Source organism: Rhizobium johnstonii 3841 (assembly GCF_000009265.1).
Lineage (GTDB): Bacteria > Pseudomonadota > Alphaproteobacteria > Rhizobiales > Rhizobiaceae > Rhizobium > Rhizobium acaciae.
Genome location: NC_008380.1, coordinates 2,834,187 through 2,850,383 on the forward strand (window position 1 = coordinate 2,834,187; position 16,197 = coordinate 2,850,383).

A 16,197-nucleotide genomic window follows, 5' to 3' on the forward strand; every position below is an offset into this window, starting at 1 on the left:
CGCTCAGAAGTACTCAGGCTTAGCGGGCGGCAGGGTGGGCGCCGGACGCGGCAAAAGCTCGAAGGGGCTCGACGTGGCGCAGACCTTGTTCGTGGCGATGCGCAGATAATGGGCGGTGGTCGCGAGGCTGCGGTGACCGAGCAACAATTGAATGGTGCGCACGTCGGCACCGGCTTCCAGGAGGTGGACGGCGAAGGCGTGCCGCAAACTGTGCGGCGTCACCGGTTTGGACAAGCGGGAGAGGTTGTGCGCTTTCGCGCAAGCTTCCCCCACTGCATCCCTGGTGATCGGCTGGCCGGCTCGATCGCCGGGGAAGAGCCACGCCTTCGGCCGCCGCATCTTCCAGTAATCGCGCAGGATCTCAAGCAGCTTGGGCGACAGCATCACATAGCGGTCCTTCTGGCCTTTACCCTGCTCGACACGGACGACCATTCTCTGGCTATCGATGTCCGTGGGCTTCAGCTGCACCGCTTCCGAAATGCGTAGGCCCGCGGCATAGCACGTGGTCAGGATGGCGTGATGTTTGGGATCGAGCACGCAGCCGAGAAAGTGCTGCACTTCATCCGGACTGAGGATAATCGGTAGCTTCTGTGGCTTCTTGGGAAGCGGGAGGACCTCTTCAGGCACCCAGTCTCTCTCGAGCGTCACCTTATAGAGAAAACGCAGCGCCGAAATTGCGGTATGGATCGAGCTTGGCGCCAGCTTCTTCTCGTTGGCCAGATAGACCTGATAGATCCGGACATCCTCGCGGCCGAGCAAGTCCGGCGACTTGCTGAAGTATCGCGCAAACAGCGACACCTGTTGCAGATATGCGAGTTGGGTATTGAGCGAAAAATTGCGCACCTGCATGTCCTCGCTCATGCGCTGGCGAAGTGGGGTCATGATGAGCTCCTCAGTCTGATGGAATGGCTGCAAACAGCCGTGCCATCCTCGCGCAGTTGGGGCTCCTACTGAATATACCTGACCTCCTTGCCGCTCCGGCGTAGCGGAGCGGGTTAGTCCAAATCCCGTTATGCCGAATTCGGCATAAAGGCACAAAGATATCTCGGCATCGCACGGCACCGGCGGAAGACCGTGCCCTAGGTGTTCAGTCCCCATCCATCGTGGAAGACGAGTTCCTCCAACGGCAGCCGCTGCCGCCAGCCTTTGACGGAGAGTTCCGGCTCGTCATAGAGCCGGTCGACGAAGCCGGCGCAGAGCCAGGCAACCACCTCGACATGCTCGGGTATGCCGAGAATGGTTTTCAGGTCGCCTTCGCGAAAAATGCTGACCCAGCCGATGCCGACCCCTTCCGCCCGCGCAGCAAGCCAGAGATTCTGGATGGCGCAGACGGTCGAATATAAATCCATCTTCGGATTGTGGGTGCGCCCCAGCACCACGCTGCCACTGCGCGTGGGATCGCAGGTCACGCATATGCCGAGCGGCGCCTCCACGATGCCTTCGAGCTTGAGGGCGCGGTAGGCCTGCCGCCGCTCGCCAGCAAACATCAGCGCCGCCTCCTCGTTGGCGCTCGCAAAGGCGTCCCGGACGCGCGCCCGCACAGCGGCACTTTTCACCAGAATGAAATTCCACGGCTGCATGAAGCCGACGGAGGGTGCGTGGTGAGCGGCCGTCAGCAGCCGCTGCACAACATCGTCAGGCAAAGGATCGGGTCGAAACTGGCTGCGAACGTCGCGCCGCGTCATGATAGCGTGATAGACGGCCTCGCGTTCGGCCAAGGAAAAACCGGACGCCGCCGAAAGGGCATCCTCATCAAAGGGTCGCATCGTCAAATCCCCAACAACGCAACCGCCCCGCCGTCCGCGCGGATCGGTCTATCTTGCCAGGCCGGTCTTCTGACTGGGCGTCATCCGTCTGCCGCAGCCTTCCCGGCGAAAAGCCAGTGGCGTGATGAAGCGGCAAACGTCGGCCTTACAGCGTTGGGCACGTTCCGGTCTTGCACCGGATTCCCGATTCTCCCGCCTTACCGGCGGGCACCTGACGGCGCATCTATTTCAGGAAACCGGAGCGGCGGCAAGCCGGCCCCCAATGCCACCGACACGCTGCATGCGATATCGATTTCATGGACAGAGGCGCGTCGCTGCCTTAGAAACAAACCGATCCTGACCGACGCCCATGACGCCGCACTTTATCTCTTTGCATTTCGGTTGCCCGTGCCCCGCCTCACACCCATGATCCTTGCGGTCGCCCTGTTCATGGAACAGATGGATTCGACCGTGATCGCCACCAGCCTGCCGGCAATCGCCGCCGATATCGGCACCTCGCCGATCGCGCTGAAGCTTGCCGTCACCAGCTATCTCGTGGCGCTGGCGATCTTCATCCCGATCAGCGGCTGGATGTCCGATCGTTTCGGTGCGCGCAACATCTTCCGCATGGCGATCTTCGTTTTCATGATAGGCTCGATCGCTTGCGCCTTTTCCAACTCGATCACGGCCTTCGTCGTCTCGCGCCTGATCCAGGGCGCCGGCGGCTCGATGATGACCCCGGTCAGCCGCCTGCTGCTGGTCAGGGGAACGCCGCGCCACGAACTCGTCGATGCCATGGCCTGGCTTACCATTCCCGCTTTGATCGGCCCGATCATGGGTCCGCCGATCGGCGGTTTCCTCACCACCTATCTCACCTGGCACTGGATCTTCTGGATCAACGTCCCGATCGGCGTGCTCGGCATCATCCTCGTCACACGCTTCCTGCCGGCGGTCGAGCCACGCAGTCCGCGGCCGATGGATTTCCCCGGCTTCTTCCTTTGCGGCATCGGCTTCTCCGGCTTCGTTTTCGGCGTGTCGGTGATCAGCCTGCCGGCCGTGCCCGTCATCTACGGTTATGTCACGGTTGCGATCGGCATCCTTGCCGGCCTCCTCTACCTCCTGCATGCTCGCCGCGCGCCCTATCCGCTTCTCGACCCGAAGATGTTCCGTTACCCGATGTTTCGGGCGGCGATCCTCGGCGCCTCGAATTTTCGCATGGGGCTCGGCGCACTGCCTTTCCTGATGCCATTGATGCTGCAGCTCGGCTTCGGCCTGACGCCGCTGCAATCGGGCTCGGTCACCTTCGTCAGCGCGCTCGGCTCCATGGGCTCGAAATTCGCCGCCTCGCGCACCTTCAATGCCTTCGGCTTCCTCACAGTCATATCGATCACCACTTTGCTGGCGGCGATCTTCCTCGGCATCAACGGCCTGTTTACCGCCGAAACGCCGCTGTTCCTGATCATGGCCTGCCTGCTGATCGGTGGCCTGTTCCGCTCCATGGCTTTTTCGGGCGTCAATGCCATGGCCTTCGGCGATGTCGATGATGCCGACAGCAGCCAGGCAACCGCGATCAATGCCGTTGCCCAGCGCATCTCCATGGCGATGGGGGTGGCGATCGCCGGCGGCATCCTCGAAATTTCGAGCAGCTTTCACGACGGCAGGCTGCTGATCGCTGATTTCCATATCGCCTTCTTCAGCGTCTCGGCGATTTCGGCGCTGGCCTGCGTCACCTTCCTGCGCCTGCCGCATGATGCCGGCGCGGAACTGACGGCACGCGGCCGCAAGCGCCGGCATGCCGAGCCCGAAGAGGCCGTGGCGGAAAATAGCTGATCTCCCTGGCGCGATGGAAGCACTTTTCCCACAGCGGTTCGCAAAGCTCGACGCAGGCGCGCCAGAGTGAAATGACCCGCGTGTGCTCCGGCATACCATTCTACTTTATGATTTATTCACATATCAAATACACACTGCGTTTGCGCGTTTTGGGTTGCAATCCGGACATGGGCATGAGGGCTCGTGATGTGACCGTCAGCGCGGATGCCCGTATTGAGACGCCGGTCGGGAACATGTCCGACTGAGCCGCAATTCTAGGCCGCCGCGGAATGTTCCAATTTATGAAAACGATGCCTCTGACAGCCAAGCTGGCGGCGATTATCGTTGCCGTCAATCTCTGCGGCATTTCCGCTTTCGCCACCTATACCTGGATGTACGAAACCCGGGCATTGATCGATGGCGCCAAGGCGAACTGGTCCAAGGATGCGGAGCAGTTTGCATCTCTGGCCGCCGGCGGCGTGAAATGGGGGAAGGCGAACGCCGTTCGAGAGGCTTATTCGCTCTACCGCGACGACCCCTCGCTCGATCTTGTGCAGTTTGCCGCATTCAACGCCGAACCTGCCGCAGTCGATACATGGACACGCGACGGCATCAACGGTTTGCCCACACCGGCAGACCTGGCGAAGAGCCTTAGTGCGAAGCCGGAAAAAACGACGATTGATGACAGTGGAATATCCGCTGGCGCGGTCACGATCATCGCGCCGCTTCCGCTGGACAAGTCAGGCAAGGCCGCCGGTTACATCGTCACGAATTGGTCTGTCGAAAAAATCGCTGCCGAAGTCAGGCAGAAGGTTCTCATTTCGCTGCTCACGCAGTCCGTGATCACCGCCATGGCCGTCGTTGCCTTCCTTCTCGCCATGCGCAGCCTGGTCGGCCGGCCCATCAGGGTGATCAGCGAACGAATCAGCGCGTTGCAGAAAGGCGATTTGGCCTCTCCTGTTACCTACAAGGAAAACGGCGACGAGATCGGCTTTCTGGCGCGCGCGTTGGAAGTTTTCCGTCATGAAGCGATCGCGAAGGTCGAAAGAGAGCAGGCCGCTGCCGAGCAGAGCGCTTCGCTCGACGCCGAACGGGCGCGCAACGCATTGTTCACGGAAGAGGCCAGCAACACCCAGCGGCTGGTCATGACCGCTCTTGCAAACTCACTGGAAAAGCTTGCCGCAGGCGACTTCTCGATACACCTGGCCGATCTCGGTCCTGAATTCGATAAATTGCGGCAGGATTTCAACAACATGGTCGAAGCGGTCGCGGCTGCGCTGACAGAGATCAAGACTGCCTCGGTCGCGGTCGAAGGCGGGTCGAGCGAGCTGGCATCCTCCGCCGATCAACTCGCCAGGCGGACCGAGCAGCAGGCGGCAGCATTGGAACAGACCGCCGCGGCACTGGATGAGGTGACTACCACGGTCAGAACATCGTCGCAGCGAGCCGAAAATGCCGGCAAGCTGGTCGAGGAAACCAAGCGGAGCGCTCATGTCTCGGCAACGGTGGTGCGTGATGCAATCGGAGCGATGGACCGGATTCAGACCTCGTCGAGTCAGATCGGCCGCATCATCGGCGTCATCGACGAAATCGCGTTCCAGACAAACCTACTGGCGCTGAATGCCGGCGTCGAAGCCGCTCGCGCCGGCGAGGCCGGCAAGGGTTTTGCGGTTGTCGCGCAGGAAGTGCGTGAACTGGCCCAGCGGTCTGCAAATGCGGCAAAGGAAATCAAGAACCTGATCAACGTATCCGGCCAGGAAGTTGCCGCAGGCGTCGGGCTGGTGAACGAAACCGGCGATGCCCTGCTGAAGATCGAGGAGCAGATCAACCGCATCAGCGACAGTATCGCTTCCATCGTCCAGTCCTACCGCGAACAGGCGACGGGTCTGCAAGAAATCAACGGCGCGATCAACCAGATGGATCAGGCGACGCAGCAGAACGCGGCAATGGTCGAGGAAACGAACGCGGCCTGCCAGGAACTGCTGCAGCAGGGACGCCTTCTGCAGGACTCGGCCGGCAGGTTCGTCGTCGGCGCGTCTTCAGCCAGCCAGCCCAGACCCATGCAACCCGCCCGCCAATCTCGTCCCGAGCCCAGAGCCTTCGTGCAGCGGCATGCAGGAAATGCCGCCGTCGCCGCTGCTCCCGGTGCCTGGGAGGAGTTCTAACGTCATCCTCGTTCGACAAGCTTATGCCGCAGCAACCCATAATCAGGAAGGAAACACTATGAAGAAAATCGTGCCCGCATTTCTTTTGGCCTGCACCGCATTTGCCGTGCCCATGGGCGCATCCATGGCACAGGATGCCAAGCTTGCCCCGATCTTCGACTACGTGAAGAGCGACGTAACGCCCTGGCTCAACGACCCCGCCATCATCGAGGCTATCAAGGCGCAGGACGCTACGAACGCCAATCTGAGCGAGGCCGATATCGACGCCCTCGACAAGAAGTGGCGCGCCGAAGTCGATGGCTCCGACCACTCGATGATCGACGGCGTGCTCAACAACGCCCTGTCGAAATTCCTTCAGTCAAAGAAGGAAGCCTCCGGCGGCAAGATCACCGAGATCTTCGTCATGGATGCAAAGGGCCTGAATGTCGGCCAAAGCGACGTCACATCCGACTACTGGCAGGGCGACGAGGGCAAGTTCCAGAAGTCCTTCGGAGCCGGCAAGGACGCCGTCTTCGTCGATGAGATCGAAAAGGATGAGTCGACCCAGACGCTGCAGTCGCAGGCAAGCGTCACGATATCAGACGACAAGGGAACACCGATCGGCGCCATCACCGTCGGTGTCAACGTCGACGCCCTGTAATCTCATTAAAGCAGTGCAAATGCATATTGCCCGGTAGCAAGCGCGGGCGAAATGCATGGACTACGACTTGGCACGCACGTCGCATGAGTGAGATTGAGTGCGACGTGCTTCGTGCATCCCCCGAGACCATTATCATCCGGGGTACCGCGGCGATGCCAGTGATAAAGGAAACTCTGCTTGCGCCATATCACTTTGTCAGTGCTTCTGAATTTGGCTCTGATAGCCTCCGCCAACGCTGGCGAAAACATTTCCGGCGTTTGGCGAGACTTGTTTACACGGTGCCGAGTTGCAGTAGAAACGGGCAAAGACTTCGATGCAATGGGATTACGCGACTTGGGAGAAAGCCTGAGGATCGCAGCGCCGCCGACGATGGCCGGATCTACCAAGGCTATCATGCCCGGCTACGACGTGGCCGAACAGCGTTGGGGAATTCCAGGGGATCGTTTTGTCGTGGTCGAAACGGAGTATCCACCGCATGGCGGCAAAACAAGACGTTCCTGCAATCTCGAACTTGCTCCACAGGCGAAGCCAATCTCTGCTGACGAAGAGAGTCTCCTGAGAGCGGCTTTTCTTGCCGAACGCGATAAACTCCTTGATGGACGCTATGAGCACTGGAACCCCGACCCCATATTTTCCACCAATCTTGGTATTCGGCTGGCAGGGAACAATGTGAATGGCTGCCGTGTAGTCTCTCTCCTGTTCATCGACACCCAATCCAACTTCCCGTCATTTCTTCAAACGGGCTCTGGTGAGCAAGACGGAACCTGTGGTGGAGCACCACGCCTAATACATCCATAAAGCGCAAGAGACGGTATGTCGTTTGACCCAAGTTGCGCAGCCGCTCCTCATCTAGTTCACCGCGCTCTCTGTGGCGCGTTCTCGATTTCATCTCCGTTGCACCTTCCGCAAAAGCACCAGCTTCCAGACAGAAAATTCTGCGTGACAACGCGCGGCAGTGACACTACATACGCCTCATGTCGATCACATCAATCTACGCCTCGCGATTTTATTGGTACCGCTGCTTACAGCGGATGCGGGTCCATGCGTAACTGAATTCGACGCGACGACAACCCGAACAGCCGCTAGTCTACCTGGCGGCTTTTTTGTTCCGCGCGGGTATGACCAAACAGGAGCCATACCGTGTCTGATACCATTGACGATCTGCGTATCGTCGAAATTACCCCCCTGACCAAGCCTGCCGATATCATCGCGGAAATTCCCCGCAATGCTGATGTCAGTAAGACCGTGACCAGCAATCGCGATGCGATCCACCAAATTCTTCGGGGCGAAGACGATCGCCTGATCGTCGTCATCGGCCCCTGCTCGATCCATGATCCCGTTGCCGCCAGGGACTATGCCGCTCGGCTCACGGAACAGCGGCAGCGCTTCGCCGGCGATCTCGAGATCGTCATGCGCGTCTATTTCGAAAAGCCCCGCACCACCGTCGGCTGGAAGGGTCTGATGAACGACCCGCATCTCGACGGCAGCTACCGCATTGAGGAAGGCTTGCGCATCGCCAGGCGTCTGCTGCTCGACATCAATGCGATGGGCCTTCCCGCCGGCGTCGAATTCCTCGACACGATCACGCCGCAGTACATCGCCGACCTCGTCAGTTGGGGCGCGATCGGCGCGCGCACGACCGAAAGCCAGATCCATCGCCAGCTCGCCTCCGGCCTCTCCTGCCCGATCGGCTTCAAGAACGGCACCGACGGCGGCGTCCGCGTTGCGCTGGATGCCATCCTCGCCGCCTCGCAGCCGCATCACTTCCCGGCGGTAACGAAGGACGGCCAAGCGGCCATCGCCTCGACGACAGGCAATGAGGATTGCCACATCATCCTGCGCGGTGGCAAGCGGCCGAGCTATGAAGCTGCCGACGTCGAAGCGGTGACCGGCGAAGCCGTCAAGCTTGGCGTCGCCCCGCGCATCCTCATCGATGCCAGCCACGCCAACAGCGGCAAGGACCCGATGAACCAGCCGCTCGTCGTCAAATCCGTCGCCGCACAGATTGCCGCCGGAAACAGCGACATCAAGGGCATGATGATCGAAAGCAACCTCGTCGCCGGCCGCCAGGATCTCGTTCCCGGCAAACCGCTGGTCTACGGCCAGTCCATCACCGACGGTTGCATCGACTGGGAGATGTCGGTCGCAGTGCTGGAAGACCTGGCAAAATCCGCCCGCGAGCGCCGCCGGACCCGCGCTTAAGCCGCCGGGAAATAGCGGACATAGGCGAACTCTTCGCCGTCAGGAGACCAGCAGGGCACGTTGATCGTGCCCTGCCCCCCGAAGAGCTCGAACAGCGTCTTCAGATTGCCGCCGTCCATATCCATCAGCCGCAGCCGCACGTCGAGGTCGCGCGGATGGTCGAACACCGATGGGTCGTAGGATAGGAGCAGCACCATGTCGTTGTTGGGCGACGGATGGGCGAACCAGTTGCCCTGATTGTCCGAGGTCACTTGTTCGAGCCCGGTGCCATCGGGATGGATGCGCCAGATCTGCATCAGCCCGGTGCGGCTGGAATTGAAATAGATCCATTGGCCGTCGGCGGAATAGTCCGGTCCGTCATTGCGGCCCTCGCCATGCGTCAGCCGCGTCTCGGCTCCGCCGTCGACGGAGATGGTGTAGATATCGAAGAGGTCGTCGCGGATGCCGCAATAGGCGAGCTGGCGCCCGTCCGGCGACCAGCCATGCCAGTAGGATGGCAGGTTCTCGGTGATGAGCCGCGGCGTGCCGCCTTCGATCGGCAGGGTATAGATCGCCGACTTGCCGAATTCGGTCTTGTCGGAGATGACAATCTTCGTCCCATCAGGCGAAATGCCGTGATCATTGTTACAGTTGACGGCAAAGCCGGTATCAACCTTGACCACCTCGCCGCCATCGAGCGGCAGGCGATAGAGCAGCCCGTCGCCGTTCAAGAGCAAGTAGGAACCATCAGGCGAGAAATTCGGCGCCTCCACCAGCCTGTCCGTCTGCCAGACCTCACGGGCCCTGCCCGTCCTGACATTGTAGATCTCAACCGAGCTGCGCATGTTTCCTCCCGAAAAGCTTGATGCCGTCAGCGATCTCGATTGCGACAGCGATCTCGATTACGTCAGCGATCCCGGAACCGGTTGGTGATGGGATAGCGCCGGTCGCGGCCGAAATTCTTCTTGGTGATCTTCACGCCCGGCGCCGATTGCCGGCGCTTGTATTCGGCGAGATAGAGCAGATGCTCGACCCGGTGGACGGTCGCGACATCATGGCCGCGCGCGACGATCTCCTCGACTGCCATCTCCTTCTCGACAAGGCATTCGAGGATATCGTCGAGCACGGGATAGGGCGGCAGCGAATCCTGGTCCTTCTGGTCGGGACGCAGCTCGGCCGAAGGCGCCTTGTCGATGATATTCTGCGGGATCACCTCGCCCGACGGCCCCAGCGCACCCGGCGGCACGTTTTCGTTGCGCCAGCGCGAAAGAGCATAGACCTGCATCTTGTAGAGGTCCTTGATCGGATTGAAGCCGCCGTTCATGTCGCCGTAGAGCGTGGCGTAGCCGACTGACATTTCCGACTTGTTGCCCGTCGTCACCACCATCGAGCCGAACTTGTTGGAGATCGCCATCAGAATGACGCCGCGCGCCCGGCTCTGCAGGTTCTCTTCGGTGATGCCACTATCCGTGCCTTCGAAAAGGCTGGCGAGCGCGCTGCTGAAACCCGTCACCGGCTGTTCGATCGGCACGATATCGTAACGGCAGCCGAGCGCCCTCGCGCAATCGGCCGCATCCTTCAGCGAATCCTCGGAGGTATAGCGGTAGGGCAGCATGACGGTGCGCACCCGCTCCTCGCCGAGTGCATCGACGGCGATTGCCGCACAGATCGCCGAGTCGATGCCGCCGGAAAGGCCGAGCACCACGGTTTTGAAGCCGTTCTTGTTGACGTAGTCGCGGAAGCCGAGCAGGCAGGCGCGGTAATCGGCCTCCTCGCTTTCAGGGATATGCGCCATCGGCCCTTCGGCGCAGTGCCAGCCGCTGTCGCCGCGCTTCCATGTCGTCACCGCAAGCGCGGTTTCGAACTGGCTCATCTGGAAGGCAAGCGACTTGTCGGCATTAAAGGCGAAGCTCGCCCCGTCGAAGACGAGTTCGTCCTGGCCGCCGAGCTGGGCGGCATAGATCAGCGGCAGGCCGGTTTCGATCACCTGCCTCAACACCACCTGATGGCGGATATCGACCTTGCCGCGATAATAGGGCGAACCGTTTGGTGACAGCAGGATCTCGGCCCCGCTTTCGGCCAGCGTCTCGCAGACGCCAAGATCGCCCCAGATATCCTCGCAGATCGGAATGCCGATACGCACGCCGCGGAAATTCACGGGCCCCGGCATGGCGCCCTGGTCGAAGACGCGCTTCTCATCGAATTCGCCGTAATTCGGCAGGTCGATCTTGTCGCGCACTGCGATCACCTTGCCGCCATCGAGCACGGCGACCGAATTATAGCGCCCGGTGTCGTCCTGCCGGGGAAAGCCGATGATGACCCCCGGCCCGCCATCGGCGGTCTCGGCGGCCAGGCTCTCCACCGCTTTCCAGCAGGCGCGGATGAAGGCGGGCTTCAGCACTAGGTCCTCCGGCGGATAGCCGGAGATGAAAAGCTCGGTCAGAACGAGCAGATGCGCGCCCTCCCGGGCAGCATCGGCACGCGCCTCGCGCGCCTTGGCAAGATTGCCGGCAACATCGCCGACCGTCGGGTTGAGCTGGCCGATGGCGATGCGGAAGATATCAGAAAGGGCGTTTTCCTGTGTCATGTCATTTATTTAGCCTGCACCTTTCGCGACCGCAACACGTTCGCACCGAAAGCGGCGTCTGGCAGTGACGAAATTTTTATGAACGAATCGCGCATAGTGTCCCGCGGCGCCGATACGCATTGCAATTTACCTCTGGACCAGAATACTGGCGCCGAAAGCGACCGCATCGATAAACGGGTATCGGAAACAGGCCATGTCTAATTTTTCGGACTTCGTGCACCATCATTTCGACAAAGCGGCCAACGAGCTCGGCGACGTCGAAAAGCGCGTGCTGGCGAAAGCGCGCGAGCGCAAGGTCATCTCGACCGACGTCAACGCCGCCTTCTCCGCCGACGCCTCCTTCGGCGAGCGCATCGCCGACAGCATCGCCCGCATCGGCGGCTCCTGGTCCTTCATCATCGCCTTCTTCGCTTTCCTCGTCGCCTGGACTGTCATCAACACCGTCATTCTAATGAGCGGCGCCTTCGACCCCTATCCCTTCGTCTTCCTGAACCTGATCCTGTCGATGCTCGCCGCCATCCAGGCGCCGATCATCATGATGTCGCAGAACCGCCAGGCCGAGCGCGACCGCTTCGAGGCCGCCAAGGATTACGAGGTCAATCTCAAGGCCGAACTGGAAGTGCTCTCCCTGCACCAGAAGATCGACATGCGCGTGCTGACCGAGCTGACGGCGCTGCGCGAGGACGTGGCCCGCCTCACAGCCGCGCTTTCGGCCAAAGGCTAAACCGGATTCACCGCATATTGCGGCAGGCCGTCCGTTATCTCGTAGAAATCGCCCTTGTCGGCGCAATAGATATGATGGCCGAAGGCAAGGCTACTCGGCGTGTCGAAGGCGCCCGCCATGACGGAACTCTCCGCCGATCCGTCCGCCTGCCAGAACAGCGCGGAGCCGCAATTCGAGCAGAAGCCGCGCTGCGCCTCCTCGCTCGACCTGTACCAGCGGACCACTTCCGCGCCTTCTACCGAAAGAGCCGCGCGCGCCACGTTGACCGCGGCGTAATAAAGCCCCGTCTGCCGGCGGCACTGCGAGCAATGGCAGCCGACGACAGGTCCTGGCTTCGCCGTCGTTGAAAATCGCACGGCGCCGCAAAGGCAGCCACCTGTATGCCGTTCGGTCATCATCGCTCTCCCGTTTATGACGGGACGTTGCCGCCGATCGCCCTTGGCGTCAAATCCATTCCGTTCAACGAAATTATCAGAAATCTTGAAAATCACCGGCCTTATCCATGCTTGGTCGGCTCAAGCACCTGTTGCTCGACGACAACAGCCACCAACCTCATCTCATCCCGGCATTGAATCGCCTGCTGTTGTCGGCAATACTTAAGGTCCAATTCATTCAACCCCCCCGGGAGACTGACATGAGAGCGACCCTGTCCAAACAGAAAGGAAACATCCCCCACAAGGACATTCAGCTTCATGAACATTCGGTTCTCCCGCGCGAGGAAAAACTCGCGACGCCATAACCTCTTCCCGAGATTCTTCCGCGACAATGCGAATGCCGTCGACCGCGAGCGGCGCTGGTCGCGTATGCGCAAATTCCTCTCCTACTATCGTCCGCACCTGCCTTTGCTGCTGGCGGATCTGCTTTGCGCCATCCTGGTCGCCGGCACGGCAGTCGCCCTGCCGCTCTGCGCCAACATCGTCACGAGCCGCCTTCTGGCTCTGCCAGACGCGCCGCAGGCCTTCGCACACATCCTTGCGATGGGCGGCGTCATGCTGGCCGTTCTGGCGGTCCAGATCGTTGCCATCTTCTTCGTCGATTATCGCGGCCATGTGATGGGCGCGCGCATCGAAGCGACGGTGCGGCAGGAACTCTTCGAGCACTGCCAGAAGCTCTCGTTCAGCTTCTACGATCGCCAGCGCACCGGCCAGCTGATGAGCCGCATCACCAATGACAGCCTCTGGCTGGGCGAGCTCTTTCATCATGGCCCCGAGGATCTTTCCATCGCCGTACTCAAATACGGCGGCGCCATGCTGGTGTTGTTCTTCATCGATCCACCATTGGCGGCCCTGATCCTGCTGCTCACGCCCGCGGCGGTCGCCTATGCGCTCTATTTCAACCGGCGTATGAACCGCGCGCTCGAAGCCAGCAAACGGCAGATCGCCGCCGTCAACGAGCGGGTGGAGGACGCTCTTGCGGGCATCCGCGTCGTCCAGTCCTTTGCCAACGAGGCGCTGGAGAAGGAACGCTTCGCCGAGCAGAACCGACGCTTCCTGCACAGCCGCGCCGAGGGCTACCGCAGCGAAGCCTGGTTTTCCGTCGGCACCGAAACCTTCGCCCAGCTGGTTACCATATTGGTGATCATCGTCGGCGGCCTGCGCATCCTGGCGGCGGAGCTGACCGTGCCTGATATGCTGACCTTCCTGCTCTGCGTCGCCGTGCTGGTCGATCCCGTGCAGCGGCTGGCGAATTTCGTGCGCCTCTGGCAGGAGGGTTATACCGGCTTCGTCAGGGCCATGGAGATCCTGGAGATCGCCCCCGATATCACCGATCGGCCAGCCGCGCGTCCGATGCCGGCACCAAGCGGCGAGATCAGTTTTTCCAACGTCGCCTTCGGTTACGAGGCCGATGGCCCGCGCGTGCTCGAGCAGCTGTCGCTCACCATCGCTCCCGGGGAGTTTGTCGCCCTGGTCGGCCCGTCAGGGGTCGGCAAGAGCACGCTTTGCGCGCTGATACCGCGTTTCTACGATGTCGAGGCCGGGGCGATCCAGATCGATGGCATCGACATCCGCGAAGTGACACTGGCCTCGCTCCGGCGCCATGTCGGGGTGGTGCAGCAGGATGTCTACCTGTTTGCCGGTACGGTGGCGGAAAACCTGCGCTACGGCCGGCCCGACGCCAGCGATGCCGAACTGGAGGCGGCCGCGCGCGCCGCCAATGCGCACGACTTCATCAGCGCCCTGCCCCATGGCTATGACACCGATATCGGCCAACGCGGCGTCAAGCTCTCGGGCGGCCAGCGCCAGCGCATCACCATCGCCCGCGCCTTCCTCAAGAATCCGGAGATCCTGATCTTCGACGAAGCGACCAGCGCGCTCGACAACGAGAGCGAACGGGCGGTGCAGCAGGCGCTGCTCAGCCTGGCAAACGGCCGAACCACCCTGGTCATCGCCCACCGTCTGTCGACCGTCCGCCACGCCGACCGCATCCTGGTCCTGACGGCCGATGGCATCGTCGAACAGGGCACGCATGACGAGCTCATGGCGCAAGACGGTGTCTACGCCAATCTGCACAGCGTCCAGGCCAGCATCTGAGAGTCTGGTGCGCGCGCACGGCAACAAGAAGCCCGGCGGTTCGCCGGGCTGCTAACAAGTCGGCCAACTCCTCTTTCGTCATGCTCGGGCTTGTCCCGAGCATCTGCAGCCGGTGCAGCAGATCCTCGGCACAAGGCCGAGGATGACGTCGAGCAAAGAGCGAAGCCTGTCAACAAAAAGCCCGGGCGAACCGGGCTTTTCATCATCCGTTTCGGCCCGGTCTCAGCCGTTGGCGACCATCCGCTTTTCGTCGCGGCCGCCCTTCATGCGCTCGGCAAGCAGGAAGGCGAGTTCGAGCGCCTGGTCGGCGTTGAGGCGCGGATCGCAATGAGTGTGGTAGCGGTCCTGCAGGTCTTCCGCGGAGACCGCGCGGGCGCCGCCGGTGCACTCGGTCACGTCCTTGCCGGTCATCTCGATATGAATGCCGCCGGGATGCGAGCCTTCGGCGCGGTGGATCTGGAAGAAGCTTTCGACTTCCGACAGGATCCGCTCGAAGGGACGGGTCTTGTAGTTGTTGAGCGTGATCGTGTTGCCGTGCATCGGATCGCAGGACCAGACGACCTTGCGGCCCTCGCGCTCGACGGCGCGAATGAGCTTCGGCAGGCTGTCGGCGACCTTCTCATGGCCGAAGCGGCAGATCAGCGTCAGGCGCCCGGCCTCGTTGGCAGGATTCAGGATGTCGATCAGTTGCAGCAGGTCGTCGGCCTGCAGCGACGGGCCGCATTTCAGGCCGATCGGGTTCTTGATGCCGCGACAATATTCGACATGCGCATGGTCGGCCTGACGTGTACGGTCGCCGATCCAGATCATGTGGCCCGACGTTGCATACCAATCGCCCGACGTGGAATCGACGCGGGTCAGCGCCTCCTCATAACCGAGCAGCAGCGCCTCATGGCTGGTGAAGAAATCGGTCTCGCGCAGCGCCGGCTGGTTTTCCGAGGTGATGCCGATCGCCTTCATGAAATCCATGGTCTCGCTGATGCGGTCGGCGAGCTTGCGGTAGCGCTCGCCCTGCGGGCTGTCCTTGACGAAGCCGAGCATCCACTGATGTACGTTTTCGAGATTGGCGTAGCCGCCCATCGCGAAGGCGCGCAGAAGGTTCAGCGTCGCAGCCGACTGGCGATAGGCCATGGCCTGGCGTTCCGGGTTCGGAATGCGCGACTCCTCTGTGAACTCGATGCCGTTGATGATGTCGCCGCGATAGGCCGGCAGCGTCACGTCGCCCTGCTTCTCGACATTCGACGAACGCGGCTTGGCGAACTGGCCGGCGATGCGGCCGACCTTGACGACCGGCAGCTGCGCACCGAAGGTCAGCACCACGGCCATCTGCAGGAAGGCGCGGAAGAAGTCGCGGATATTGTCGGCGCCGTGTTCGGCGAAGCTCTCGGCGCAGTCGCCGCCCTGCAGCAGGAAACCGTTGCCTTCGGCGACATTGGCGAGATGCTTCTTCAGGCGGCGCGCTTCACCTGCAAAGACAAGCGGCGGATAGCTGGCGAGCGTGGCTTCCGTTGCCGCCAAAGCGGCTGCGTCGGGATATTCGGGAACCTGCAGGATCGGTTTTTGCCGCCAGCTGCTCGGGGTCCAATTGTCTGCCATCTCACTCACCTGTTCTCACATCCATACCTCAGGATGCCCTCAATATGCGGCGGCTTATAGACCTTTAGGTCAGGCTTGCAAAGGCCATTCGCCGACTGCTTGTCGCCTCGCCGCCGCCGCCCGCCGCTCTCTAGTTAAACCAGCATATACCATGTCGATTTTCCCATATTTTAGACTTTCAATGTAGAACCGGAGAGAGTTTCAACTTCGGGGACACGG

14 protein-coding genes and 1 riboswitch are annotated in these 16,197 nt (G+C 61.4%); of the genes, 7 read left to right on the top strand and 7 right to left on the bottom strand.

All coding sequences use genetic code 11. The features are described 5' to 3' along the window. Positions 1-3: 3 nt before the first annotated feature. Both RL_RS13840 and bluB read right to left on the bottom strand, forming a co-directional pair. Entirely contained in the window at positions 4-882 is an 879-nt protein-coding gene (locus RL_RS13840) for a tyrosine-type recombinase/integrase (RefSeq protein ID WP_011652218.1), read from the bottom strand. Between the two features lie 197 nt (positions 883-1,079). Then, positions 1,080-1,766, bottom strand: coding sequence for a 5,6-dimethylbenzimidazole synthase (bluB, locus tag RL_RS13845; RefSeq protein WP_041936343.1), 687 nt, complete (start codon positions 1,764-1,766; stop codon positions 1,080-1,082). 41 nt (positions 1,767-1,807) lie between these two features. After that, positions 1,808-1,996, bottom strand: a riboswitch (cobalamin riboswitch). 175 nt (positions 1,997-2,171) lie between these two features. Between bluB and RL_RS13850 the strand changes: the two genes are divergently transcribed. From RL_RS13850 to RL_RS13870, 5 genes are all read left to right on the top strand, one after another. Beyond that, positions 2,172-3,575, top strand: a complete 1,404-nt coding sequence (locus RL_RS13850; RefSeq protein WP_011652220.1) for an MFS transporter — start codon at positions 2,172-2,174, stop codon at positions 3,573-3,575. A 269-nt stretch (positions 3,576-3,844) separates the two neighbouring features. Continuing rightward, positions 3,845-5,719 (top strand): methyl-accepting chemotaxis protein, encoded by a 1,875-nt coding sequence (locus tag RL_RS13855; protein ID WP_041936344.1) that lies wholly within the window; start codon positions 3,845-3,847, stop codon positions 5,717-5,719. A 58-nt stretch (positions 5,720-5,777) separates the two neighbouring features. Continuing rightward, positions 5,778-6,359 carry a hypothetical protein gene (locus tag RL_RS13860; RefSeq protein WP_011652222.1) on the top strand — a complete coding sequence of 194 codons (582 nt, stop codon included), beginning with the start codon at positions 5,778-5,780 and terminating at the stop codon, positions 6,357-6,359. A 177-nt stretch (positions 6,360-6,536) separates the two neighbouring features. Further along, complete coding sequence (locus RL_RS37560; protein WP_011652223.1) at positions 6,537-7,157, top strand: hypothetical protein; 621 nt, start codon at positions 6,537-6,539, stop codon at positions 7,155-7,157. A gap of 342 nt (positions 7,158-7,499) precedes the next feature. Next, positions 7,500-8,561 carry a 3-deoxy-7-phosphoheptulonate synthase gene (locus RL_RS13870; RefSeq protein ID WP_011652224.1) on the top strand — a complete coding sequence of 354 codons (1,062 nt, stop codon included), beginning with the start codon at positions 7,500-7,502 and terminating at the stop codon, positions 8,559-8,561. On the opposite strand, the gene RL_RS13875 is transcribed toward RL_RS13870, so the two are convergent. Beyond that, positions 8,558-9,385 carry a TolB family protein gene (locus RL_RS13875; RefSeq protein WP_011652225.1) on the bottom strand — a complete coding sequence of 276 codons (828 nt, stop codon included), beginning with the start codon at positions 9,383-9,385 and terminating at the stop codon, positions 8,558-8,560. The two genes, RL_RS13870 and RL_RS13875, sit on opposite strands and share 4 nt — an antisense overlap. Before the next feature lie 62 nt (positions 9,386-9,447). Continuing rightward, positions 9,448-11,127 (bottom strand): NAD+ synthase, encoded by a 1,680-nt coding sequence (locus RL_RS13880; RefSeq protein ID WP_011652226.1) that lies wholly within the window; start codon positions 11,125-11,127, stop codon positions 9,448-9,450. A 193-nt stretch (positions 11,128-11,320) separates the two neighbouring features. Here RL_RS13880 and RL_RS13885 point away from each other — a divergent pair, with 193 nt between their 5' ends. Beyond that, on the top strand, positions 11,321-11,851 hold the full coding sequence (locus RL_RS13885) for a DUF1003 domain-containing protein (protein ID WP_011652227.1): 531 nt from the start codon (positions 11,321-11,323) through the stop codon (positions 11,849-11,851). Here RL_RS13885 and RL_RS13890 read toward each other — a convergent pair. Then, entirely contained in the window at positions 11,848-12,246 is a 399-nt protein-coding gene (locus RL_RS13890) for a GFA family protein (protein WP_041936346.1), read from the bottom strand. The two genes, RL_RS13885 and RL_RS13890, sit on opposite strands and share 4 nt — an antisense overlap. A 101-nt stretch (positions 12,247-12,347) precedes the next feature. Continuing rightward, positions 12,348-12,551 (bottom strand): hypothetical protein, encoded by a 204-nt coding sequence (locus RL_RS13895; RefSeq protein WP_244432331.1) that lies wholly within the window; start codon positions 12,549-12,551, stop codon positions 12,348-12,350. Between RL_RS13895 and RL_RS13900 the strand changes: the two genes are divergently transcribed. Beyond that, positions 12,544-14,382 (top strand): ABC transporter ATP-binding protein, encoded by a 1,839-nt coding sequence (locus RL_RS13900; protein ID WP_041936347.1) that lies wholly within the window; start codon positions 12,544-12,546, stop codon positions 14,380-14,382. The genes RL_RS13895 and RL_RS13900 overlap by 8 nt on opposite strands. Positions 14,383-14,604: 222 nt before the next feature. Here RL_RS13900 and RL_RS13905 read toward each other — a convergent pair whose 3' ends face one another. Further along, positions 14,605-15,978 carry a class II 3-deoxy-7-phosphoheptulonate synthase gene (locus RL_RS13905; protein ID WP_003540243.1) on the bottom strand — a complete coding sequence of 458 codons (1,374 nt, stop codon included), beginning with the start codon at positions 15,976-15,978 and terminating at the stop codon, positions 14,605-14,607. Between the last annotated feature and the right edge of the window lie 219 nt (positions 15,979-16,197).

Coding starts and splice junctions, on each gene's coding strand:
- RL_RS13905 (WP_003540243.1), bottom strand. CDS start 15,978: ATGGCAGACAATTGGACCCCGAGCAGCTGGCGGCAAAAACCGATCCTG.
- RL_RS13900 (WP_041936347.1), top strand. CDS start 12,544: ATGAACATTCGGTTCTCCCGCGCGAGGAAAAACTCGCGACGCCATAAC.
- RL_RS13875 (WP_011652225.1), bottom strand. CDS start 9,385: ATGCGCAGCTCGGTTGAGATCTACAATGTCAGGACGGGCAGGGCCCGT.
- RL_RS13855 (WP_041936344.1), top strand. CDS start 3,845: ATGTTCCAATTTATGAAAACGATGCCTCTGACAGCCAAGCTGGCGGCG.
- RL_RS13840 (WP_011652218.1), bottom strand. CDS start 882: ATGACCCCACTTCGCCAGCGCATGAGCGAGGACATGCAGGTGCGCAAT.
- RL_RS13890 (WP_041936346.1), bottom strand. CDS start 12,246: ATGACCGAACGGCATACAGGTGGCTGCCTTTGCGGCGCCGTGCGATTT.
- bluB (WP_041936343.1), bottom strand. CDS start 1,766: ATGCGACCCTTTGATGAGGATGCCCTTTCGGCGGCGTCCGGTTTTTCC.
- RL_RS13895 (WP_244432331.1), bottom strand. CDS start 12,551: ATGTTCATGAAGCTGAATGTCCTTGTGGGGGATGTTTCCTTTCTGTTT.
- RL_RS13860 (WP_011652222.1), top strand. CDS start 5,778: ATGAAGAAAATCGTGCCCGCATTTCTTTTGGCCTGCACCGCATTTGCC.
- RL_RS13850 (WP_011652220.1), top strand. CDS start 2,172: ATGATCCTTGCGGTCGCCCTGTTCATGGAACAGATGGATTCGACCGTG.
- RL_RS13885 (WP_011652227.1), top strand. CDS start 11,321: ATGTCTAATTTTTCGGACTTCGTGCACCATCATTTCGACAAAGCGGCC.
- RL_RS13880 (WP_011652226.1), bottom strand. CDS start 11,127: ATGACACAGGAAAACGCCCTTTCTGATATCTTCCGCATCGCCATCGGC.